The sequence below is a fragment of the Shewanella fodinae genome (assembly GCF_014651955.1).
GTDB classification, from domain to species: Bacteria; Pseudomonadota; Gammaproteobacteria; order Enterobacterales; family Shewanellaceae; genus Shewanella; species Shewanella fodinae.
Map to the genome: position 1 here is coordinate 113,292 of NZ_BMXW01000009.1, position 21,640 is coordinate 134,931.

Sequence of the window (21,640 nt, forward strand, 5' to 3'; positions counted from 1 at the left end):
CAACAGATGGCAAGTCGTTGTAATAAGCTTTTTCACCATTAGTGAAGGTACTTGACGTTCTAGTGGGGTTAGCCAGCGCAAACTAAGCTCGTTTACTGAGATCTACTTCGCCAGCCCTATGCCGTTTTCTTGCTCACTACACATCAATAGTTTATCGCCAAAGTGCATTCAAGCTGCCAAATGGACCGCAGATAGACGGATTAACAAACGATTAGAAACTAAGCCTGCTACCCGTGTTGGGGGTAATGAATTTGAGCATGGTATATACCGACATAAAGAGTTGCCTTGTTTGGCCAATCGCTCAGACACAGCCTGCTCTGCTGGCTCTATCATACTTTGGGGCAAACGATTTGTACGGTTAGCAGCTTGGAGGCAGAGCAAGTACAGATCATTGGCATTTTCTGTATCTACTGCGTTTTGGTACTTTTATTCCATGACTTTTTGCAGCCCTTCACTATTTTGTCTGCACTGCCGTTATCACTTGGGGGAGCTATTATCGGCTTATTTGTCACTCATACTGATTTCACAATGTCTGTCATTATCGGCATATTGATGCTGATGGGCGTAGTTACAAAAAACTCAATTTTGCTTGTGGAATATGCAATCGCAGAGAAACGAAACAACGGTATATCCCGTTTTAATGCACTGGTTAATGCTTGTGAAAAAAGGGCAAGGCCGATCATTATGACGACGTTAGCAATGACATTTGGCATGCTACCGAATGCTCTCGGATGGTGTAACGATACAAGTTTCAGCCAGCCTATGGCGATTGTGGTTATTGCGGGTCTTCTCATGTCCACCTTGTTAAGTCTTGTTGTTGTGCCTGTGATTTACACACTCGTCGACGACATGAAATCCACTATCTTAAAAATGCTGGGAAAGGTGTCTATGCATAAAATTTACGCATAGACTCCTACCCGCGCAACAGACATCAATGTTAAGAATATTGTTGCCATTATTTATTCGTAATAAAGCTGTAAATTGATGATATGCGTCATAGGGCTGTGTCACGCTATGATTAAAACGACACTTCACAGTGTTATGCCAGCGTATGTTTTAACAACAGCGTACTACAGCTTCTGGTTGCATTTTATGTCAACATAAGGATGTGCTGCTCTTAACCGGATAATTTTACGGATGGTCGATATCGGCTTAGGGTTAAAACGACATGCTGAAAATACTGAGAGATTATCTGCGCCTATTGCTGTTTTTTGCGGGAACGCTAGCTGGGCTGCAAATTCCTGGATTTGTTGATCAATACGGCAAGAGTCTGCAGGCGCATCTGGCGGAAGCTAACCAACAATTGGCGGGCTTTCAACGCGATGCCGACCGCTATTTTGGCGGTAATCTTGAACAGCTGATAGCTCATTATGCTACCAGTTCAGACCCGGTTTTCAGTGCAGGGGGCAATAATCTCAGCGCTATGGCAAAGCGGCGGTATCAATTACAAGATGCACTGCAACGCTTTAATGCCTCGGTTTACAGTCCATACAGTGAGCTGCTACTGCATCCTTTAGCGGATATCCGCGAGGAAGTCTGGCAACATTACAGCCATAATGTGTTGCTGAAACCCGATGCGATGGCCTTCGGCCTATTATCAGGATTACTGCTGGCGATGGTGATTGAGGCCCTGTTCAGTTTGTTATGGATGCTGTTATGCTGGCCATTCCGTAGGCCACAGCAAAGTTAGACTTCGATAACTTTTACAAGGAGTTGCATTATGATTGCACAAGGTCAGCGGTTGCCAGAAGGCATCCTTAGTGAACTCACGGCAGACGGTGTTGTGGAGCATCAGGTGCGTGAATTATTCGCCAAGAAAAAGGCCGTGTTATTTGCAGTACCCGGCGCTTTCACCCCAACCTGTTCCAACGCTCATCTACCCGGCTATGTCGCGCTCGCCGATGAAATCAAAGCCAAAGGCGTTGACATGATTGCCTGTCTGGCCGTCAACGACGCCTTCGTAATGCAGGCATGGGGAAAAGATCAAAACGCCACCGAACTTATGATGCTGGCTGATGGCAGTGGTTCCTTCACTAAGGCGCTGGGGTTAGAATTTGACACAGGTAACTTCGGCGGTATCCGTTCACGCCGCTATGCCATGATTGTGGATGATGGTGTCGTTACATTGCTGAACGTCGAAGCGCCTAAAGCCTTTGAGGTCAGCGATGCCCGTACGATTCTCGCGGCATTGTAATTTAGTCGCGGGGTAACCTGACGGTGGCGCGTAAGCCGCCTTCACGGCGATTATCCAGCAATATTTGCCCTTGATGGCGCTCAACAATCCGCTTGATTATGGCCAGCCCGAGCCCTGAACCGACACTGCCTCTGGCGGTGTCGCCTTGAGTGAACGGCTGGAATAAGGTCTGGATCTGGTCTGGCCGGATCCCTGGGCCGTTATCTTCGACACAAAACCGTACCCATTCCTTATCCCAGCCGCTGGTGATACGGATCCAACCATTGCCATAACGTCTGGCATTTTCCACCAGATTGGCGAGTACTCGCTTGACCGCAATAATATTCATATTGATGACCGGACAATCGGGGCTCAGCACCATTTCTATCCCGTCAGTGCGCTTGGCTTCCAATTGCACTAAATCTTCAATCAATTGATTTATCTGCATCGGCTCGTGCGCCTGCTGATCCTGCCGAATATAGGCAATAAACTGATTGATGATGGCGTCCATATCTTCAATGTCTTTAATGATCCCTTCCTGCAAATACGCATCCTCGGGGGTCATCATCTCCGACGCCAGTCGAATACGGGTCAAAGGTGTGCGCAAATCATGAGAAATCCCAGCCATCAGTAACGCCCGATCCTGCTCCAGTTGTTTCATGCTGCGCGCCATCTGATTAAAGGTACTGGTAACCTCAATGATCTCGGATGAACCAGAGAGCGGCAAAGGCTCAGGAAAATCGCCACGCGATACCGCTATTGCCGCTTTTTGCAACCGCCGTAACGGCCGATTCTGCTGCCGCGCAAACCACCAACCACCGGCAACACTCAATGCACCAATAACCATCAAATACAGGTTTAACGGTGATAAAGCATTTTCATTCCAACTATTCAGCGGCACTTTGATCCACACGGACGGCGCTTGTGGCGGGCGGATCCAGATCTGCAAGCCATTATCATGTTGGGAGATACGCACTTCCGCTTCGCCCCCGAGGTATTGCGACATCTGGCTGGAAAGAAATCCGTAATAAGTGGTGTGCTCAATGCCGGCTTCACGCGCTTGCTGCTGGTTATATACCTGCATCTCATCGCCGTGAACCTTGGCATTGAGGGCATCCACCATTGTCAGATGTTCCCGGCCAATATCGACGCCGTCGGCAAATAGCAAATTGATCTGCCTGGCAATCAGTTGGTTGATTTGCTGATAGCTGGGTTTAATGAAGTAAACTGTAACAGTGAGGTAGGAAACCAGCTGATTGATCAGCAACAAACAACCAATCAGCATGACCGTCTGACTAAAGGCGCTACGCGGCAGCAGCCGCTGCCACCAGCGAAGCTTCATTTACGTTGTGCACCGTCCGGAACAAACACGTATCCGAGCCCCCAGACCGTCTGGATATAACGCGGATTGGCCGGATCTTTTTCAATCAGACGTCGCAGCCGAGAAACCTGTACATCAATTGAGCGCTCCAGCGCAGAGTAATCGCGGCCACGCGCCAGATTCATCAGCTTGTCACGGGATAATGGCTCACGGGGATGCGTCACCAGCACTTTCAACACGGCAAATTCACCACTGGTAAGCGAAATAGACTCATCGTTATGGTACATCTCGCGAGTTGCCAGGTTGAGACTGAATTCGCCAAACTCAACCAATTCTTCCTGCTGTGATGGCGCCCCTGGAATTTCCTGCGACTGGCGCCGCATCACGGCTTTGATCCGCGCCAGCAATTCCCGTGGGTTAAAAGGTTTTGGCAGGTAATCGTCCGCACCTAACTCCAAACCAATGATGCGATCAACTTCATCGCCCTTAGCGGTCAGCATCACAATCGGCAAGGTACTACCTTGCTGACGTAAACGGCGACAAATTGACAAGCCATCTTCACCCGGCAACATCAAATCCAATACCAACAGATGAAAATTTTCCCGCTCCAGTAAACGATCCATCTGCTCCGCATTGGCGGCACTGCGCACTTGGAATCCCTGCTCTACCAGATAACGTTCCAACAAGGCACGCAGCCTCATATCATCGTCAACCACCAGAATTTTGGAAGTTTCTTGTCCCATGCGAGAGTTCCTTTAAAGCAAACGGAAGGCCGAACGGCATCATAAGGCCTGATTTTGCACCATAGTAACCGAAAAGTGGAAAGTCAGGCCAAAATTTAGCGGTTAAAGCCGCAAAAAACTACCCAAGACTTTGTAACAGGAATTTTAAGCCAGCTGCGCCAAAGCTCATTCATTTTATTCAGGTTTTGGTGATAGAGGTTTAAGAATGAGCTAAATCAGCCTCAGTCAGGCTGACCCCTTTAATTTGTGCATACATGGCACATCCTGGCTTCAGTGCCAGCTCGTCCAGTGACCAACGAGTAATATTTGCCCACAATGGCATACCTGACAGTTGTAATCGCAGCTGCACATAGTTGCTGTCATCTGACGTATTAATCTGCTCTACCGTTACTGGCAGCACATTACGAATGCTGCTGCCCACTGGCTTTTCGGTACACACAGACACCTGATTGCTATGAATGCGCACCCGGATCCGCTCGCCTTGTTCACGCAGCGTCCGATTAACCCAGAGGCTGGCACCGTTTGCCAACTGCAGCCGGGTCATCGCGTAATCGGGATGTGTTTCTGCCACCGTTGCTAGCAACAACGAGCTTTGCTCTTGCGGACTCAGCCAAGGCCTTAATTCTGAACTGTCCCATACCCGCTCTAGTGGACCACAGATCACCGCCTTGCCCTGATCTATCACTAACATCTGGTCGGCCAATTGCAGAATTTCATCCAGACTGTGGCTGACATAGACGATGGGCAGATTTAGTTCTCGGGTTAACCGTTGTAAATAGGGTAATAACTCGCGTTTACGCGGTAAATCCAGCGAGGCTAAGGGTTCATCCATCAGCAGAATCTCTGGATTTGTCAGCAACGCCCGGCCAATAGCCACACGTTGTTTTTCACCGCCGGACAGGCTGGCAGGGTAACGTTCCAACAACTGTTCCAGCCCTAGCAACTGCACCACACTATCAAACTGCTTTGCCGATTTGCTGCCTTTACGACCATAGTTCAGATTGCCACGCACCCGATAATGCGGGAACAACCGAGCATCCTGAAACACAAAGCCAGCGTTGCGTTTCTCTGGTGGCAAATTAATGTGTTTATCCGAGTGGTAAAGCCAGCGCTCCCCCAGCCTGATTTCACCGCTGTCTGGCACAGCTAACCCGCCGAGGATATTCACCAATGAAGTTTTACCGGCCCCGCTGCGCCCAAAAACAGCGCTAACACCTTGCAACGGCAAAGCCACATCAACATCCAGCAAAGTCTCACCCAACTGCCGTTTTACCTTAATACTCAGCATTGTCCATGAGCCCTCTGCTGTGCCCTTTTACCCAACCACTGCGACGCGACTAACGACAACAGCGAAATGATAATGGCGATAACACACAAACGCCCGGCTTGCGCTTCCGCGCCCGGGGTTTCAATAAACGAATACATGGCTAAGGGGATTGTGCGGGTTTCGCCGGGGATGTTTGACACAAAAGTGATGGTGGAGCCAAATTCGCCCAAACTGCGGGCAAAGGCCAGTACCATGCCCGATACAATGCCCGGCGCGGTTAACGGTAAACTGATGGTAAAGAATACCCGTAGTTTACCGGCCCCTAAGGTCTGGGCCGCTTCCTCTAGCCGAGTATCCACGGCTTCGAATGCCTGCCGAATCGCCCTGACCATCAACGGAAACGATACCACCGCCGCTGCTAATGCCGCACCGCGCCAGCTAAACGCAAAGCTGATGCCAAAGGTCTCGTATAGCCAGTGCCCTATCCAACCCGCGCGCCCCATGGAGATCAACAGTAGATAACCGACAACCACAGGCGGCAACACTAGGGGTAAATGGATCACCCCATCCAGCAAAGATTTACCAGGAAAATCAAACCGAGCGAGCACCCAAGCGATGAAAATCCCCGCCGGCAGACTACAACAGACTGCCGTCAGGGACACTTTCAGGCTAAGTAGCAATGCGGCGACTTCATACTCTGTCAGTAACGCCAAACGTCAATGCCCTTTACTTGATAATAAAACCATATTTAACAAACACGGCTTTAGCGGCGTCTGTTTGCAGATAATCATAGAACACCTTGGCCGCTGCTGACGGTTTGCTGTTGACCAATGCCAACGGATAAGCAATCGGTTTATGACTGGTTTCTGGGAAAACAGCCAGCGTTTTGACCTCGTTAGAAACCAACGCATCGGTGGCATACACAATACCCAATTGCGCTTCACCACGTTCTACCAGTGCTAACGCGGCACGGACATTGTTAGCCCGGGCTAACAATGGCTCTGCTTGCGCCCACAGTCCCAAATTTTCCAACGATTCTTTAGCATAACGGCCCGCAGGTACGTGATCCGGATCCCCTACCGCTAAACGGCTATCGGCAACTGCCGCTTTCACGTCCCAAGAGGCAGAAATGCTAACGTCCTTGGCTGTACTACTCTTAGGCGCAATCAGCACCAGCGCATTATGTAACAAAGTGACGCGACTGTTGCTGTCTACCGCCTTGTTTTCAACCAGATAATCCATCCATTTTTGGTTTGCAGACAGGAACAACTCCGCTGGCGCACCTTGGGCAATCTGCCGCGCCAACGTCGAGGATGAAGCAAACGAAAACACAGTTTCAGTACCGTGTTCTTTATCGAAGTTCTGACCAATATCTGTCAGCGCATTAGTTAACGAGGCAGCGGCAAACACTGTCACTTTTTCTTTGGCACTGACACCAAAGCTCAATACCAGCCCCAACGCCGAGGCCAGCAACACACGCATCAGTGATTTCATCATTTTCCCTTTTTTTATGAAGCCGAAGTTAGGATACTGCGTAAAACGTATATCGTTATATACATCACTACATAACGTTAAACAACTCATTCCACAAGTTTCGTGATCCGAGGTGGTTTTTCCGTCAGCTTTGAACGAAAATACCGCTAACATTTGGCTGGTAATCACTGCGATGAATCTTAAAGCCCTGCTGACACTGAATGATCAACAAAAGCTGTTTGCGAATCCGCGGCGTATCAAGCTGTTATTACAAATCCGGGATAGCGGCTCCATCAGTCAAGGCGCTCGCGAAGCGGGAATTAGCTATAAGGCCGCCTGGGATGCCGTCAACGATATGAACCAGCAAGCCGATACCGCACTGGTGACGAGTGAAAAAGGCGGCAAAGGCGGCGGCGGTGCGCAGCTCACGCCTTTTGGTCATCGGTTGCTGAAAGTGTATGAACTGATGGAACAGATGCAAGATATGGCGCTGGAAGCCTTACTGGATGAGGCGGTACCCATGGATAATCTGTTGGAGCTGATGGCACATTTCTCATTAAAAACCAGTGCTCGCAATCAGTTAACCGGAGAGATAGTCGCCTTACAAGGTGATACACTCAGCGATAATGTGCTGGTGCAACTGACCAATGGTCAGCAAGTGCAGGCCGCTATCACCCACGCCAGCACTGATCGTCTGGGATTGCAACCAGGTAAAAAAGTGTTGTTACTTGTAAAAGCCCCAGCGGTGTTGATCCATAAACACGCCGTGACTCATGGCAATTGTCTGCAAGGACAGCTGCTGGATATCAAGCGCAATGACGACAAAAGTGAAATCACGCTGGATATTGGTAATGGTGAGAAGGTGTACGCGTCGGTGACTAACGATACACTTACCGGCATTGAACTGCAGTTGGGCGATTATTTTTATGCTGGCTTCAGTCCAGAAAATACCATCATCGCGACGATGAATTAGCGGGAGCACAACAAGTTACCTCAATGAACAATGCACCTCTTATCACCCGTAAGGGATGGGAAGCTCTTGACCGGGAACTGAAATACCTCTGGAAGCAATATCGTCCAGAGATTACCTTGAAAGTTCAAGAAGCTGCCGCGCAAGGCGACCGTTCTGAAAATGCTGATTACACCTATAACAAGCGTTTATTACGGCAGATTGATCGCCGGGTACGGTACTTGGCCAAACGTCTTGATGAACTGAGTATTGTGGACTACTCCCCGAAGCAGGAAGGAAAGGTATATTTCGGTGCCTGGGTAGAGCTGGAAAACGATGAAGGAATTGTAGTCAGATACCGCATTGTAGGTAAAGACGAAATTGATACCAAAAAAGGTTACATCACCATTGATTCGCCAATGGCTCGAGCGTTAATTGGCAAACAGGTGGATGACGAGGTAAGAGTTCAGACACCGTCTGGGCTCAAAGAGTGGTATATCAATGCCATTCAGTATCAACCTTTTACAGCCGAAGAGGAGTGATGCCGTAACTACAGCGCAATCTGCAGCGACTGTTTTCAGTAACGCCGCAAGACCAAGATTGCGTCCGCTATCAGAACCACCGGAATACCATTACCGTAAAATCAGTGCCCGCTGTTTACGGAGTTATAAATTTAAGGCAAATCAAAATATTAATTGGCTTTATCAGTTACTTGAAATCAGGATTTCACGAATGCCAAGCACTGAATATCGTTTTAATCTGGGCGGCATGGTTAAAACAATATTGGGAATGACTCTGCTGTTTGCTTTCAGCCACAGCAGTCTGGCGGCCCCCGTTGATGACGGGACGTTTGTGGCCGACCGCTCCTGTCCGTTATATCAATCCAAGAATAAACACACCAATCCGGGTAACCTGCACAGCACCCCAGGACAGGCGTTTGTGGTTAAAGAAGTGCTGGGAACACCCAACCCCCATTGGTTCCGGGTGACCACGACGGAACCACAGGCACCACTGCGCTGGATAGCCGCAGAATGCGGTCATCTGACAACCCCGGCCCCCGAAGCTATAGCAACAAACGGTAGCTGCGACCTGCAACAGAGTTTTGACAGCCAAGTGCTGGCGCTCTCTTGGCAAAGCGCTTTTTGTGAGTTACGTGGTAGCAATAAACCAGAATGCAAAGCCCTAGATCGTAAAAGCTATGCCGCAGGACACTTTACCCTGCACGGCCTGTGGCCTAACAAAAGCAGCTGTGGCAGCAATTACGGCTACTGTGGCGATGTAAAACAGCAACCCCGTAATTTTTGTGATTATCCGGCGCTGCAGTTAACCGAACAGACATCCACCGCGCTGAAACAACTGATGCCGAGCTATGCGTTTGGTAGTTGTCTGGAGCGACACGAATGGTGGAAACATGGTAGTTGTCGCGACACGCAGCCAGACAACTACTACCAGTTGGCAATTCGCCTGGCCGGACAAGTTAATGATGCGGCACCGATAGTGAGTTTCATCAATGCGCATTTGGGCGGTACAGTGAAAAAGCAGGATTTTCTGCATGCTTGGAAACGGGCATTTGGCGAAGGTAGTGAGCATAAACTGACATTAAAATGCGATAAGGATATGCTCACCGAAATTCGCCTGTCATTGCCAGCAACCATTGCTGAAGACGCGGCGTTACCCCAGCTATTGCAACAAGCGGCAACGGTGCGTCCCGGTAATTGTGGCCGCAAATTCCGCATTGACCGGCCCTAAAACACTGGCGACAAGCGGATTACAGAAAATACCGCACCAGTGCAATCTTTAAGTACGGCAAAACGCCCTACTTCGGGAATGTCAGTGGGAGGCACACAAACATCGCCTCCCATTGCGCGTGCCGTCGCGACCGTCGCATCACAGTCCTCAACTGCGAAATACAGCATCCAGTGGGGAGTGGTATCACCCCATTGTTCATCCATCTGCATCATGCCACCGAGACTAGCATCGCCCAATTGCCATTCGGTATAGTCAAAGTCTGGATTACTGCTGATCCTAACCTGCCAGCCAAAGATCTGAGGATAAAAATCCCGGGCTGTTTTAGCACTACGGCAAGCCAACTCAACCCAGCATAAGCTGTTAACCTCATCAAAGCGCTTCGCTCCCGGGTGAGCCCCTGCCTGCCAAACGGCAAAGCAGGCGCCTTCTGGATCAGCAAACAGAGCCATACGGCCAGCATCAGCAACATCATGAGGCCCTATCAGTAACTGACCACCAGCCATTTGCACAGCATTGATGGTTGCGTCCACATCATCAACAGCAAAATAGCAGGTCCAATGACTGGGCATATGCTGTTGTTGCGGTGCTAATGGATAGATGGCGCCGATATCATCACCATGTAATCGGCTCATGGAATAACTTCCTTGTGGCAGCGGCATGTCCAGATAATCCCAGCCAAATAACTGCTGGTAAAAATGCTTCGCCTGCTCGCTATTACTGCTGGCCAACTCACTCCAGCAAGGTTGCCCGTGTTGATACTGTGTGACTTTCATCGTTGCCATCCTGATTCTCGCCGCTGAACTTTTATTAAAGCAGAAGATTGCAACAGTGCACGTGACAGATTAATAAACTAAGTGAGCCAGGAGATGAGATAAAATATGGAGCGGGTGAAGGGAATCGAACCCTCGTATGCAGCTTGGGAAGCTGCCGTTCTACCATTGAACTACACCCGCAGAAGATATGACTGCCTCAGCAGTGGCACCATAAATTACTGACTTTAGGAGTAAAGTCAAGCAGCTTGCAGTGGCTCTGACTGTCACGGCAAACAACCGCTCAAATTATCCCCGAAATTGCGGCAAAATGTCGGCCAGTGCCAAAAGATGGCACACGGCGGTGAGCATACCAAACGCTATCACCAGTGCTATCAGCGGCGTGCCGCCAGGCACTTGGAAGCGTTTTGCCTCAGCAAACATCTGCCGCGAACGATAGGCCATCAGTGCTGGCACAATCACCGCCCAGATAGTCGCTGCCAATGCAGCAAAACCAATCGCCACCAAAAAACCGTTGGGAAACAACACCCCCATGATTGCTGGCGGCAAGAAAGTGACGGCCGCGGTTTTGATTCGGCCATTATGGCTATCATCAAAACCAAATAGATCCGCGACATAGTCAAACAGCCCCAAGGTAACCCCTAGAAAAGAGGAAGCGACTGCTAGGTTGGCAAACAGTGTTAGCAGAGAGTCCAATAAACTGGAAGGCATGGTTTTCCCCAACGCTTCCACCAGCACCCCCATATTGCCCCCCTGCGCAATGATCTCGCTGAAATTGCTGCGTGACAGGTTGCCCATGGTTGCAACCAACCAGCCGAGATAGATAACCAAAGCGACAAAAGTACCAATAAACAATGCTTTGACAATCAATGCTGGACGATGCCCATAGTATTTGACCAACGACGGGACATTGCCATGATAACCAAAACTGGCAAGACCGAACGGAATGGCGGCCCAGATGTAAGGAGTAAACTGTTGAGGTCCATCAGGTTGCCACAATTTTACGCTATCCACGCCACTAAACAGGTGACCGATGGCCAGCAAGAAGCTGATCACCATGCCACCAATCATAATCGACGTGACCCGGTCTACCGCTTTGGTACTGATAAAAACAATGATGGCCAGTACCAATGCAAACAACAGCGCGGCAGCACTTTGCGGTAAGCTGACATCGGCCCCCGCCAGATAATGATTGACAATGGAGCCACCACCACTGATATAGGCATACGTGAGGATATAGAGCACAAAAGCGATTGAGGCACCGTTGACTACCCGCCAAAACTGCCCGAGGGTTTTTCGCGTCAGCGTATCGAAACTGGCCCCCGGTTCGAAATGCAGGTTAGTTTCCAACAACAACAGTCCCGACATCAACATGCAGAACCACACCACCAACAGCATCAGCACCGAATAGCCAAACCACATACCCGCACTGACAACCGGCAGCGAGAACATACCGGCACCAACAGTCGTACCGGCGATGATCATTGCCCCACCGAGCAACGAGGGAGCTTTGGCGCTGACATCCTTTGTGTTCATCAAGACTCCTGTCTGCTCTGGATACTATCTTCTATGGTTTGACGGATCTCCGGCCGCAGCAGCAGATTGCTGTAATCTCGCATCTGATGAATAGCCGATTGATTGTCAGAACCGCACAAATACCCCAGTTCCTTCAGACGGATACTGAGAATGGCATATAATTTTTTATCGTAAAATTCAGGCGCGGTAATACCGTGCAAAGCGCCCAAACGACTGGCCAGCAAATGACTTTCACTTTCCAGATCGCCGCGCTCAATGTCTGGACGTGCTGATAACAGGTTAAAAATAATAGCGTAACGCTGCAAAGTTTCACTCATGGTTTCCGCCAGTAGCCCTAAGGCATTCACGCCGCTCTGGCTAACCACTAATTCCGCCGAGATATAACCCGCATGTTCAAACCGTTGCAGCATCTGTTCTATATAAGCCGTCAATGTTCTTTGCCCCATAAACAGCTCTGCTTGCAGCAGTGCATAGAATTTTGCCACCACGGTTGAGAGTTGTTCACGATTGCAGTGTTCCAGATTCAACAAGCAGCTCGCCAGTAACGCGGGCACGGCAAACAGATGCAGCACATTGTTACGGTAATAGGTCATGGTAATAGCGACTTTTTCATCAATGGAGACAATATCGCCCAAACCGTCGTTATCCAGACAAAACTTGTTGAGTTCTATCCCCTGCCGCAACAGCTCGCGGCCGTCACCCTCGGCTACAGAAGCAAAATTTGTGTACGGCACTTGATGTAACAAATCCAGGTAAAAATCCAGCTGCTTTTCCAACTGCTGCCGTTCCAATGCGTGTTGTTTAGTTGATAGCAATACCAAGCTGATCAATGACACAGCGGTAGCCGCTGCCGCATCGTTAATATGAGTCATGACGCTGGTCGCCAGATTGTTTACTGCGGGGGTTAACCAGACGGGTTTCTGTTCGAGATCCTGCGCCATGCTTTCACGCCAACCGGGGGCATATGTAGAGAGGAAGTTCTGTAGATTAATTGGCTCACCAAAATTCACATAGACCCGGCCAAAGTTCCCCAACTTGCGCACCGCGCCGAGCACTTGCCATACCGATTCTTTCTGTTTTTTACGACCACTGAGTTCCTTAAGATAGGTCGCCACTTCCATCACATGGTCATACCCCAGATATACCGGCACCAAGGTTACTGGGCGGTCAATTCCCCGTAGCACCGAGTTCACCGTCATCGCTAACATACCGGTCTTGGGCGACAGTAGCCGACCAGTGCGAGAACGACCACCTTCGGTGAAATATTCCACGGAATAACCTTTGGCAAACAGCTGATCGAGATATTCCTTAAACACCGCGGTATACAATTTGTTGCCATTAAAGCTGCGGCGAATAAAAAACGCACCGCCACGGCGGAACAATGGCCCTGCTGGCCAAAAATTCAGATTGATACCCGCGGCGATGTGCGGTGGCACCATACCTTCGAAATACAACAGATAGGACAGCAACAAATAGTCCATATGACTACGATGGCACGGCACATAAACGATTTCGTGACCATCATGATGCAATTGCCGCACATGCTCAGCACCGCGAATCGAGATACCACGATACAGCTTGTGCCACAGCAGCGTCAGTAACCGCTTGGAAATGCGGATCAGACCATCTGAGTAGTCGGCCGCGATCTCTTCCAGATAAGCCTCCGCTTGCGCACGGGCTTCCACCTCTGGGATCTTCTTACTGCTGGCTTCTTCCTGAATCGCTTCGGTTAGATTGGCTGACTGTAATAGATCTGCAAATAATGCCTGCCGATTAGGGAGAACCGGCCCAGTCATCACTTTTCGCTGACGACTGAAATGGACTCTCGCCACCCGTGACAACTTATGGGCTATCGCTTTGTCAGTACCGTGCTGGTCGGCCATCCAACGTAGGGACACCGCATTGGAAAACTGCACAAAGTTGTCGCGCCCCAAAAACAGAATCATCAGAAATTTGCGTAACCAGGTCGGACTCTCCCGCTCAAAAACGGCGGCGCGCATAGAATCGTCTTCTTTACCGGGTGTTCGCCCCCAGTACAAACTTACGGGAACCAACTGAATGTCCAGCGAAGTATCAGCCTGGTGTAAATTCAGCAGCAGCGTGAAGCTGTTGAGAAATGGCATATCATCTTTACGGGCACCCAGCAGCGGTTTAGCACCTTCCAGACACACAACTCGAGGAAGTTGCACATCAGCCACTTGCATGGGTTCATAAGGACTAGGCAAGCCCAGCTTATCGGTAACGTCCGCCAGTGCGGCAATATCGCTTTGCGATTCCGTTTTCATCACATAAGCCATGGGCTTTGATGGATCCAGATTCAGATCAGTGAATGGATCCTGCGGTACAACCACTGAGTGCACCAGTTGCCGCTGCAACCAACGCAGAGATGTACGCCAGAGAGAGTCTTGTTTGGACATCGTTTGTATAGAATCTAAACCTCAGTCAATAGCGTTGTAGAATACCAGAATAAACCAACCCTTAGCCAACAGTCTGATAACTGGTTAATACTTGCGCTACCTAAAATACTGTATATACTAACAGTTACTGTATGGAAAAACAGGAATCGACATGAGACCGCTGACACCACGACAGGCGCAAATCCTGGAGCTGATTAAGAACAATATTGCCGAAACTGGCATGCCACCAACCCGTGCTGAAATTGCTAGTCGGCTTGGCTTCAAAAGTGCAAACGCCGCCGAAGAACATCTGAAGGCGTTAGCCAAAAAAGGCTGCATTGAAATTATGCCGGGCACATCACGCGGTATTCGTTTGCCAATGGACGAAGACAATATAGAACAACTGGGATTACCGTTGATCGGTCAAGTGGCTGCAGGCGAGCCCATTCTCGCGCAAGAACATGTCGAGCAGTACTATCAGGTAGATCCGGCTATGTTTCATCCCAGTGCAGATTTTCTGCTACGCGTTCGGGGTGACAGTATGAAGAACATTGGCATTCTAGAAGGCGATTTGCTGGCAGTACACAAAGTACAAGATGCTCGTAATGGCCAAGTGGTGGTGGCCAGAGTCGAAGACGATGTAACAGTAAAACGCTTTGAAAAGAAAGGTAATATTGTACTTTTACACCCTGAAAATGACGATTATCAGCCGATCAGAGTGGATCTTACACAACAGCCATTGACCATTGAAGGTCTGGCCGTAGGTGTCATCCGTAATGGAGATTGGCTATGAGTATACTGATGGGTAATGCTCCCAGCCATCCGGGGCTATGGCAGGAAACCGTATATGCCACAAGTACCCCGTGGCAACGTACTGGCATCTCCAATCTAGCAACGCGCACTTTGGGACGACAGGAACTGCAGCAGTTGAGCGCACAATTGGCCCAACTGAGCCAACAAGGCCGCTGGATTGTATTGATTAATCCAGAAAACAACATAGGTTACAAAGCGTTGCTAGCTCGTGCCGGCGTGAGAATGGACAGAGTGTTACAAGTACGCGCCCGCGATGAAGTTGAAGCATTGTGGGCAATGGAGAAAGCACTGACTAGTGGCACCTCTAGTGCCGTGATCAGTTGGGTAGAACAGTTAGATCATAAAGACAAACGTCGGTTGCAATTGGTGGCGAAAAGTGCGCGCGCCATGGGTTTTGTACTGGAGACCAACGCTACCACAGAAACGACTGACTCACTTCCCAAACTGCAAGCCGTTCACTAACCTCCTGCCATATTCCATACCGGTAATAAAAAACGCAGCTTATGCTGCGTTTTTTATTATGTGTATTTCACTATTCACGCATCCATTGTCCCGGACGCTCGGTATGATAAACCTCTACCTGTTCCGGCTCAGGACAACTCGCATTCATGGCATCTGGTCCTAACAGATACCAATCTTCTCGGTGAGCGGTTCCCATGTTGCGACCTTTGCTCATATCAAAGCATTGCAACTTATCACCACCAGGTACCAACAGGTAGTGCTGAGTCCCCTGCTGCATCCACCGCCAAGCATTACGCTCCTGCTCTGCAACCGGAGCCAGATAGCTGAAATGGGTGATATCCAGCGGCGAAAACAGAATAAATTGTTCCTTGAAATGGATAAGCCCAAGTTGGGCATCCGCCCCAATCACCTCGGCGGTGTGCTGCAATACCGCTTTTGGCGTTCTTACGGAATCCAGTAACAGGTAGCCCCAACTGGCATACAGCACCCATCCAATAAAGGTCATTACGCCAGCTCGTATCAGTGAAAATGAGCGACGAGTTACCAGTAATACCAAAGCAAACAGCAACCCCATGCTCAGCAGAAAGTATCCGAACCGCGCGAGGTTGTCGGTGTAGTCGGCAAGCTTGTCCAGTAACCATGGTGATTCTGCCACCGCCAAGCCACCGAGCACTAAAGTCACCACGGTGACCAGCCACATCAGGCCACTAACCAACCACTCAAACCAGCGCTTACGATCAACCCCTTGCAATGCGGCGGCCATCGCCAACGCTGCCATAGGTAAGGCCGGTAGAATATACAGATTACGCTTACCAGGGCTGATACTGAAAAACACTATCACCAACGCGACCCACAGCAACAGAATGGCAATTTGCGGATCTAACTTTAGGCGTGAGACAAATGTTTTCCAGTGTGCAATTGCCAAAAAGGGCAACGGGAACCACAACCAAGGGATAACGCTGACAATAAAGAAGTACCACGGTTTGATGTGATGCCAAGCATTGGCATAACGGTGACCTGTTTGCTTGAACAGAATATTATTCATATAGGCGGTGTACTCTGGGGAGCCATTGTGTAACACCGTCAATACCATAGGTACCAGCCAAGCGGCGATGACCGCCAGCATCACTAATGGCCCAAGTGCGGCCTTCCATTTCCAGCTTGGCAAATACAGCTTCTGACGCCAAGCGTAAACAGCCAGCGGTATCAACATCAACAGCGGTAGAAAACCCACGCCTTTGGTAATGACACCAAGCCCCATGAATGCCCAAGAGACAAAATACCAGCGCCAGTTAGGCCCCACCATAAAATGGCGAACTAACCCATAACAACCGACCGTAATCCAGCACATCACCATCGCATCTATTTGGGCATTTTTAGTTTGCACCAGAAATTGCGGCACCAACATCAGCAATAAGGCGGCGTTGCGACCGATACGCACATTCCACAGTCTGGCCCCGAGATCAAACACCAACATCACGGTTAATAAGCCGCACAATGCATTGGGTAGTAGAAATGCCAGTTTGAGATTGCCAAGGAGTAGATAACACAGCGCAATCGCCCACATGAACACTGGTGGTTTATCAGGATAGAATTCACCACCACGGCTAGGGAACAGCCACTGCCCGTTGGAGACCATCTCACGCGCGGCTTCCACAAATCTTGGCTCATCTGCTGGCCAGGGAGAGCGGAAACCAATGCCTAACAACATCACCACCAGTGTCAGCCAGAACAATGCCCAGAACACTCGGCGATAATCATCCGAATCAAACGGTTTTAGCAGGAAATTCATTGCGCGGTCTCTTCATCTTCGGAAATCAGTTCGTCCACTTGCCGCCGCAAGCGACTGCGGTACAGGTAAGCGCCGATAATGCTGGAAATCAAAAACAGTGCGATACTGATGATCAATTGCACATGATCAGACAGGCCAAGTCCGGCCCCGGCATAAGCAAATATCAACATCTGCGGCAGATAACCTATGACACTTCCCAGCAAAAAACCACGTGCGGGAACATGGGTGGCGCCAGCAAACAGATTGGTTAACAGGTTACTACCCACCGGCAATAGTCGGATCATCAGAACTTTAAGCCAAGTATTGCGGATAACCAACGCTTCAAACTTCAGCAGTTTACGCCCAAAGCGTTTTTGCAAACTCGTGCGAAAAGTCAGGCGCGCCACATAAAAACTCATAACACAACCCACTAATGCGGCTAATGTTGAGTACAATGCGCCTTGCCAACCACCGATAGCGAAGCCAAATACAAAGGCAATCACCTGCCGAGGCCCACCCACCGCAGTAAATAAGCCACCGGCGACCAACAATAATCCCCAGCCATAAAGGCCATGAGATTTTACAAAGCGAGCAACCCAATTACTGTCAGTGAGGTGCTCAAACCAGCCTTCTTTTACGGCCCATGTCAGCAACAACAAGATAAGTACGACAACGCCGGCTTTTGCCAAGCGTTTGAGACCATTATGACTGGTTGCTGTCAACGCGTTCTATCTCCGCAATTTTGGCACGACGGATCAGCCACATAACGCCAAGGATGTCAACAATGCCGACCCACATCCGGTTCCATGCCGTGTATTTAGACACGCCGACACCACGATCTCGGTGATTCACCACCGAAATGAATACCTCACCGCCCAAACGTCGCACTAACGCCGGGATATAGCGATGCATATGGTTGAAATAAGGTAGCCGTAAAAAAGTCTCGCGAGGGAACAGCTTCAAGCCGCAGCCAGTGTCTGGGACGCCATCATGTAGCATGGCATCGCGGACTTTATTGGCAAAGCGCGATTGAAAACGCTTCCAAGCGGTGTCTTTACGATTTTTGCGATAACCGGCAATACAGAAATGCTCAGCAGTAATACGTTCTGTTAACTTTAACATTGCAGGAATATCAGCCGGATCGTTTTGCCCGTCCGCATCCAGAGTGACAATGTACTTACCGGATGCATGGCGCACACCGGTGCAAACTGCGGTACTCTGGCCGGTGCTATGGCGATGAACAATTGCTTTGGCAAGACAACCATTTTTATTGGCGGTGTCGATCACTTCCTGGGCAGTGCCGTCACTACTGCCATCATCCACCACCAGGATCTCAAATTCGGTCAATCCCTGCAGTGACTGACAAATTTCATCCATCAGCGGCCCAATATTGCCTGCTTCATCTTTGGCCGGTATTACTACTGAAATCAAAAAGTTGCTCCTGACCCTCATTGCGGGTATCTGTGCTTCCACTGATAAGCTTAAAGGCCATTTATTAGCGGAATATTATGATCCGCATATGATGCCTAAAACTCATGGCACGGAGCAAGTACTAAGCCTCGATACTATCTCGGTTTTATGACGCTTTTCCGATAATTGCGGCAACTTACTCCGATTACTCTCTGCATGGCTAATCAGACACGCCATTATTCAACCAGCCATTGTCCTCGATCATCTGGACGTACCCACGCCTGAGAAAACCAATAATAACCACTGCCGTGGTTGCTCGGGACGGTGCAGTTGTAACGAGAGCGCCCCGCAGGCAAAGGTTTATCCGCCTGGATCTGGAAGCTGTCATTACTGGTCCATTCGGGCTTTACTGCGTCCTGACCCGGTAAGTAACAAAGCAGCTGCGCCGGATTAATATCCTGCATATCCAACGTCACCTGTAATGTCGGGCGCCAATGGCCTTCACGGAGTTCTGGATCAGTGGGAAAACTGCTGATCACTGGCATATTGCGTGCTTGCAGTTTGACCTGCAGTGACGCCATATTGGCGTATGCGCCCGCGACCGGAAACCGAGGTAACGCCGTTAGCGATGAATAGGGACCAGCGGCACCAGATTGTTGACCAAAGCCAACATACCCCAATTCTGACAATAACTGCTGTAGTGCAGCGTTATATTCACCATACGGATATGCCAGCATTTTCACATCCTGTCCGGTTTTGGCGAGTAACTCGGCTTCGGTGTCCAGCAGGTTCTGCTTCACCCGCGCCAACCATTGCGCTTCCGTTTCACCTGCCAGTTTACGGATCAGATGTTCATGCCCATAACTGTGATTGGCAATCGTTACACCATCGTCGGCCAGCTGTCGTAGCTGCTGCCAACTCATCATTTCACTGTAGCCTTTGGCCGTTGGCGTAACCGATACAAATAGCGTGTAGGGGAAACCAAACGACTTGAGGATAGGACGCGCTGTGTCAAAAATGCTGCGGTAGCCGTCATCAAAGGTAATGGCGACCGTTTTTGCCGGTAGTTCCTGCTTGCTTTTTATTGCTTGCACAACATCAGCTAACGGCACGACACGAAAGCCATTGTCTGCGAGATATTGCATCTGCTGCTTGAATTGTGCCGGCGTTACACTGGTCACTTTAGGTGTAGTTTCAGAGACATGGTGGTACTGTAAAATAATTGCCGCCCAACTGCACTGTGTTGTCAGCAGCAATGCCAGAGTGAATAACACACGTAAACCACACAACATTACCAACCTCCGGAGAGTTATGAGCTTCAGCCCGTTTGACCGGCAAAAAAACCAACGCTTGTGGGCGTTGGCACTACCCATGATCCTGTCCAATATCACCGTTCCCTTGTTGGGGCTGGTGGATACCGCCGTCATTGGTCACCTAAGCAATGCCTGGTTTCTCGGCGGTGTGGCACTTGGGTCCACTATTATAACATTGCTGTTCTGGTTGTTGGGATTTCTGCGCATGGCAACCACCGGATTGACAGCGCAGGCCTTCGGGGCAGCTGACAGCAGCAAACAACAACTGCTGCTACTGCAATCTGGTTTACTGGCACTTAGCTTAGGTATTGTGCTGTTGTTACTGCAAAACCCGATTTGGGCAGTGGCAGATTATCTGAACAACGCTAGCACTGAAGTAGCGACCCACGCCAAAAGTTACTTTTTAATCCGTATCTGGTCAGCACCCTTTGCACTGCTCAACTTGGTGTTGTTGGGTTGGCTACTGGGGCGACAACGACCAAGAGCCGCCATGTGGCAGCTGATTATCGCCAATATTGCCAATATTTTTTTGGATCTGTGGCTGGTTCTTGGCCTAGATCTCGGCGTCGCTGGTGCGGCGCTGGCATCAGTCGCGGCGGATATCATTGCCTGTGCGGTGGCTCTTTATGTGGTACTAAAAGAGCTCCGACTGATGCCAGCAGTTAAACTCAACACCTTATTAGAACAGTTGCACCTGCAAGGCTTCATGCAATTGTTAAAGCTCAACCGCGATATCTTTATCCGCAGCTTATGTTTGCAAGGCACCTTTGCCTTTATGACATTCAAAGGCGCAGGCATCAGTGACCAAACAGTTGCCGCCAATGCGGTATTACTGAATCTGCTGTTACTGATCGCCTACGCGTTAGATGGCATTGCCTATTATGCTGAAGCAGAAGTAGGCCAAGCCTGTGGTAAAGGGCAAGACCAAGCAGTGAAAGCTGCAGTAACACTGGCATTTAGTTGGTCGCTGCTGGCAGCATGCGGTTTCTGTGTGCTGTTTTTTGCGGCAGGGCAACCGCTGATAGGGCTACTAACGGACATCAGCAGCGTGCGAGAAACGGCAGACAACTATCTGCCCTGGTTAGCACTAATGCCCTTGTTGGCGTTCGGCTGCTATCTGTTTGACGGTGTCTACATAGGCGCCGCCAAAGGGGCGGTAATGCGCAACAGTATGCTGGTGGCTACGCTGGGCTGTTTTTTGCCAGTATGGTGGTTATTACAGCCATTCGGCAATCATGGATTATGGGCGGCGCTCAGCTGTTTTATGTTAGCACGCAGCCTGACACTGGGCGGCCACTATTGGCTTAACCGCAATCACTTTACTCGCGGTAAAAGCCATGTCACAGCGAGCCTAACTTAGCATCGCCAAAAAAATATCCTCCGGCATAGCCGGAGGTTTTTCATATGCGCCTATAAGGCTCTCCTACCAGCAGCGCCCTAGCAGGCGCATCGCGATCTGACATTTGCATAAAGCGATTACTTACGGCCCGTAAA

Annotated in this window: 21 protein-coding genes and 1 tRNA gene; 9 read left to right on the forward strand and 13 right to left on the reverse strand. The window is 49.8% G+C overall.

Annotation, left to right across the window (positions count from 1 at the left end):
• The first annotated feature begins 285 nt into the window (after nucleotides 1-285).
• The 3 genes from IE064_RS10270 to IE064_RS10280 all read left to right on the forward strand — a co-directional run bounded on the left by IE064_RS10270 (nucleotide 286) and on the right by IE064_RS10280 (nucleotide 2,194).
• The gene (locus IE064_RS10270) at nucleotides 286-909 is read left to right on the forward strand and encodes an efflux RND transporter permease subunit (protein ID WP_189617733.1); all 624 of its coding nucleotides are present in this window, start codon (nucleotides 286-288) and stop codon (nucleotides 907-909) included.
• Between the two features lie 259 nt (nucleotides 910-1,168).
• Entirely contained in the window at nucleotides 1,169-1,690 is a 522-nt protein-coding gene (locus tag IE064_RS10275) for a DUF2937 family protein (protein WP_133038941.1), read from the forward strand.
• A gap of 30 nt (nucleotides 1,691-1,720) precedes the next feature.
• A complete protein-coding gene (locus IE064_RS10280; RefSeq protein ID WP_189617734.1) occupies nucleotides 1,721-2,194 on the forward strand; it encodes a peroxiredoxin in 474 nt (157 codons plus the stop codon).
• 1 nt (nucleotide 2,195) lies between these two features.
• Here IE064_RS10280 and envZ read toward each other — a convergent pair whose 3' ends face one another.
• The 5 genes from envZ to modA all read right to left on the reverse strand — a co-directional run bounded on the left by envZ (nucleotide 2,196) and on the right by modA (nucleotide 6,998).
• Nucleotides 2,196-3,515 carry a two-component system sensor histidine kinase EnvZ gene (gene envZ, locus IE064_RS10285; RefSeq protein WP_189617735.1) on the reverse strand — a complete coding sequence of 440 codons (1,320 nt, stop codon included), beginning with the start codon at nucleotides 3,513-3,515 and terminating at the stop codon, nucleotides 2,196-2,198.
• Nucleotides 3,512-4,237 (reverse strand): osmolarity response regulator transcription factor OmpR, encoded by a 726-nt coding sequence (ompR, locus tag IE064_RS10290; protein WP_133038944.1) that lies wholly within the window; start codon nucleotides 4,235-4,237, stop codon nucleotides 3,512-3,514. Before ompR ends, envZ begins: the two co-directional genes overlap by 4 nt.
• Nucleotides 4,238-4,436: 199 nt before the next feature.
• Nucleotides 4,437-5,525 carry a molybdenum ABC transporter ATP-binding protein ModC gene (modC, locus tag IE064_RS10295; protein ID WP_189617736.1) on the reverse strand — a complete coding sequence of 363 codons (1,089 nt, stop codon included), beginning with the start codon at nucleotides 5,523-5,525 and terminating at the stop codon, nucleotides 4,437-4,439.
• Nucleotides 5,519-6,217, reverse strand: a complete 699-nt coding sequence (gene modB / locus IE064_RS10300) for a molybdate ABC transporter permease subunit (RefSeq protein WP_133038946.1) — start codon at nucleotides 6,215-6,217, stop codon at nucleotides 5,519-5,521. Before modB ends, modC begins: the two co-directional genes overlap by 7 nt.
• A gap of 13 nt (nucleotides 6,218-6,230) precedes the next feature.
• Nucleotides 6,231-6,998 carry a molybdate ABC transporter substrate-binding protein gene (gene modA / locus IE064_RS10305; protein WP_268244752.1) on the reverse strand — a complete coding sequence of 256 codons (768 nt, stop codon included), beginning with the start codon at nucleotides 6,996-6,998 and terminating at the stop codon, nucleotides 6,231-6,233.
• Nucleotides 6,999-7,170: 172 nt separating this feature from the next.
• Here modA and IE064_RS10310 point away from each other — a divergent pair, with 172 nt between their 5' ends.
• From IE064_RS10310 to IE064_RS10320, 3 genes are all read left to right on the forward strand, one after another.
• Nucleotides 7,171-7,950, forward strand: coding sequence for a TOBE domain-containing protein (locus tag IE064_RS10310; protein WP_189617738.1), 780 nt, complete (start codon nucleotides 7,171-7,173; stop codon nucleotides 7,948-7,950).
• 23 nt (nucleotides 7,951-7,973) lie between these two features.
• Nucleotides 7,974-8,468 carry a transcription elongation factor GreB gene (gene greB / locus IE064_RS10315; protein ID WP_189617739.1) on the forward strand — a complete coding sequence of 165 codons (495 nt, stop codon included), beginning with the start codon at nucleotides 7,974-7,976 and terminating at the stop codon, nucleotides 8,466-8,468.
• 190 nt (nucleotides 8,469-8,658) lie between these two features.
• Nucleotides 8,659-9,675, forward strand: a complete 1,017-nt coding sequence (locus IE064_RS10320; RefSeq protein ID WP_189617740.1) for a ribonuclease T2 family protein — start codon at nucleotides 8,659-8,661, stop codon at nucleotides 9,673-9,675.
• On the opposite strand, the gene IE064_RS10325 is transcribed toward IE064_RS10320, so the two are convergent.
• The 4 genes from IE064_RS10325 to plsB all read right to left on the reverse strand — a co-directional run bounded on the left by IE064_RS10325 (nucleotide 9,672) and on the right by plsB (nucleotide 14,398).
• On the reverse strand, nucleotides 9,672-10,448 hold the full coding sequence (locus tag IE064_RS10325) for a VOC family protein (protein WP_189617741.1): 777 nt from the start codon (nucleotides 10,446-10,448) through the stop codon (nucleotides 9,672-9,674). The two genes, IE064_RS10320 and IE064_RS10325, sit on opposite strands and share 4 nt — an antisense overlap.
• Nucleotides 10,449-10,554: 106 nt before the next feature.
• Nucleotides 10,555-10,628, reverse strand: a tRNA-Gly gene (locus tag IE064_RS10330).
• Nucleotides 10,629-10,733: 105 nt separating this feature from the next.
• The gene (gene mtr / locus IE064_RS10335; protein WP_189617742.1) at nucleotides 10,734-11,981 is read right to left on the reverse strand and encodes a tryptophan permease; all 1,248 of its coding nucleotides are present in this window, start codon (nucleotides 11,979-11,981) and stop codon (nucleotides 10,734-10,736) included.
• Complete coding sequence (gene plsB / locus IE064_RS10340) at nucleotides 11,981-14,398, reverse strand: glycerol-3-phosphate 1-O-acyltransferase PlsB (RefSeq protein WP_189617743.1); 2,418 nt, start codon at nucleotides 14,396-14,398, stop codon at nucleotides 11,981-11,983. Before plsB ends, mtr begins: the two co-directional genes overlap by 1 nt.
• A gap of 151 nt (nucleotides 14,399-14,549) precedes the next feature.
• Here plsB and lexA point away from each other — a divergent pair, with 151 nt between their 5' ends.
• Together lexA and IE064_RS10350 are read left to right on the forward strand one after the other, a co-directional pair.
• The gene (lexA, locus tag IE064_RS10345; protein ID WP_189617744.1) at nucleotides 14,550-15,170 is read left to right on the forward strand and encodes a transcriptional repressor LexA; all 621 of its coding nucleotides are present in this window, start codon (nucleotides 14,550-14,552) and stop codon (nucleotides 15,168-15,170) included.
• Nucleotides 15,167-15,652, forward strand: a complete 486-nt coding sequence (locus tag IE064_RS10350; protein ID WP_189617745.1) for a cell division inhibitor SulA — start codon at nucleotides 15,167-15,169, stop codon at nucleotides 15,650-15,652. The genes lexA and IE064_RS10350 overlap by 4 nt, the downstream gene beginning before the upstream one ends.
• 70 nt (nucleotides 15,653-15,722) lie before the next feature.
• Here IE064_RS10350 and IE064_RS10355 read toward each other — a convergent pair whose 3' ends face one another.
• From IE064_RS10355 to IE064_RS10370, 4 genes are all read right to left on the reverse strand, one after another.
• Complete coding sequence (locus tag IE064_RS10355) at nucleotides 15,723-17,444, reverse strand: ArnT family glycosyltransferase (RefSeq protein ID WP_189617746.1); 1,722 nt, start codon at nucleotides 17,442-17,444, stop codon at nucleotides 15,723-15,725.
• Nucleotides 17,441-18,145, reverse strand: a complete 705-nt coding sequence (locus IE064_RS10360) for a TVP38/TMEM64 family protein (RefSeq protein ID WP_189617747.1) — start codon at nucleotides 18,143-18,145, stop codon at nucleotides 17,441-17,443. Before IE064_RS10360 ends, IE064_RS10355 begins: the two co-directional genes overlap by 4 nt.
• The gene (locus IE064_RS10365; RefSeq protein WP_133038958.1) at nucleotides 18,126-18,854 is read right to left on the reverse strand and encodes a glycosyltransferase family 2 protein; all 729 of its coding nucleotides are present in this window, start codon (nucleotides 18,852-18,854) and stop codon (nucleotides 18,126-18,128) included. Before IE064_RS10365 ends, IE064_RS10360 begins: the two co-directional genes overlap by 20 nt.
• A 215-nt stretch (nucleotides 18,855-19,069) precedes the next feature.
• On the reverse strand, nucleotides 19,070-20,125 hold the full coding sequence (locus IE064_RS10370) for a polysaccharide deacetylase family protein (protein ID WP_189617748.1): 1,056 nt from the start codon (nucleotides 20,123-20,125) through the stop codon (nucleotides 19,070-19,072).
• 19 nt (nucleotides 20,126-20,144) lie between these two features.
• On the opposite strand from IE064_RS10370, the gene IE064_RS10375 reads away from it, so the two are divergent.
• Entirely contained in the window at nucleotides 20,145-21,506 is a 1,362-nt protein-coding gene (locus IE064_RS10375; protein WP_189617749.1) for an MATE family efflux transporter, read from the forward strand.
• Nucleotides 21,507-21,640 lie beyond the last annotated feature (134 nt).

What these genes read in the sequence shown, in the direction of transcription:
- IE064_RS10310 (WP_189617738.1), top strand. Translation starts at nt 7,171, where the DNA reads ATGAATCTTAAAGCCCTGCTGACACTGAATGATCAACAAAAGCTGTTT.
- IE064_RS10275 (WP_133038941.1), top strand. Translation starts at nt 1,169, where the DNA reads ATGCTGAAAATACTGAGAGATTATCTGCGCCTATTGCTGTTTTTTGCG.
- greB (WP_189617739.1), top strand. Translation starts at nt 7,974, where the DNA reads ATGAACAATGCACCTCTTATCACCCGTAAGGGATGGGAAGCTCTTGAC.
- IE064_RS10325 (WP_189617741.1), bottom strand. Translation starts at nt 10,448, where the DNA reads ATGAAAGTCACACAGTATCAACACGGGCAACCTTGCTGGAGTGAGTTG.
- IE064_RS10320 (WP_189617740.1), top strand. Translation starts at nt 8,659, where the DNA reads ATGCCAAGCACTGAATATCGTTTTAATCTGGGCGGCATGGTTAAAACA.
- IE064_RS10350 (WP_189617745.1), top strand. Translation starts at nt 15,167, where the DNA reads ATGAGTATACTGATGGGTAATGCTCCCAGCCATCCGGGGCTATGGCAG.
- modA (WP_268244752.1), bottom strand. Translation starts at nt 6,998, where the DNA reads ATGAAATCACTGATGCGTGTGTTGCTGGCCTCGGCGTTGGGGCTGGTA.
- mtr (WP_189617742.1), bottom strand. Translation starts at nt 11,981, where the DNA reads ATGAACACAAAGGATGTCAGCGCCAAAGCTCCCTCGTTGCTCGGTGGG.
- ompR (WP_133038944.1), bottom strand. Translation starts at nt 4,237, where the DNA reads ATGGGACAAGAAACTTCCAAAATTCTGGTGGTTGACGATGATATGAGG.
- IE064_RS10370 (WP_189617748.1), bottom strand. Translation starts at nt 20,125, where the DNA reads ATGTTGTGTGGTTTACGTGTGTTATTCACTCTGGCATTGCTGCTGACA.
- plsB (WP_189617743.1), bottom strand. Translation starts at nt 14,398, where the DNA reads ATGTCCAAACAAGACTCTCTCTGGCGTACATCTCTGCGTTGGTTGCAG.
- IE064_RS10355 (WP_189617746.1), bottom strand. Translation starts at nt 17,444, where the DNA reads ATGAATTTCCTGCTAAAACCGTTTGATTCGGATGATTATCGCCGAGTG.
- envZ (WP_189617735.1), bottom strand. Translation starts at nt 3,515, where the DNA reads ATGAAGCTTCGCTGGTGGCAGCGGCTGCTGCCGCGTAGCGCCTTTAGT.
- lexA (WP_189617744.1), top strand. Translation starts at nt 14,550, where the DNA reads ATGAGACCGCTGACACCACGACAGGCGCAAATCCTGGAGCTGATTAAG.
- IE064_RS10280 (WP_189617734.1), top strand. Translation starts at nt 1,721, where the DNA reads ATGATTGCACAAGGTCAGCGGTTGCCAGAAGGCATCCTTAGTGAACTC.
- modC (WP_189617736.1), bottom strand. Translation starts at nt 5,525, where the DNA reads ATGCTGAGTATTAAGGTAAAACGGCAGTTGGGTGAGACTTTGCTGGAT.
- IE064_RS10375 (WP_189617749.1), top strand. Translation starts at nt 20,145, where the DNA reads ATGAGCTTCAGCCCGTTTGACCGGCAAAAAAACCAACGCTTGTGGGCG.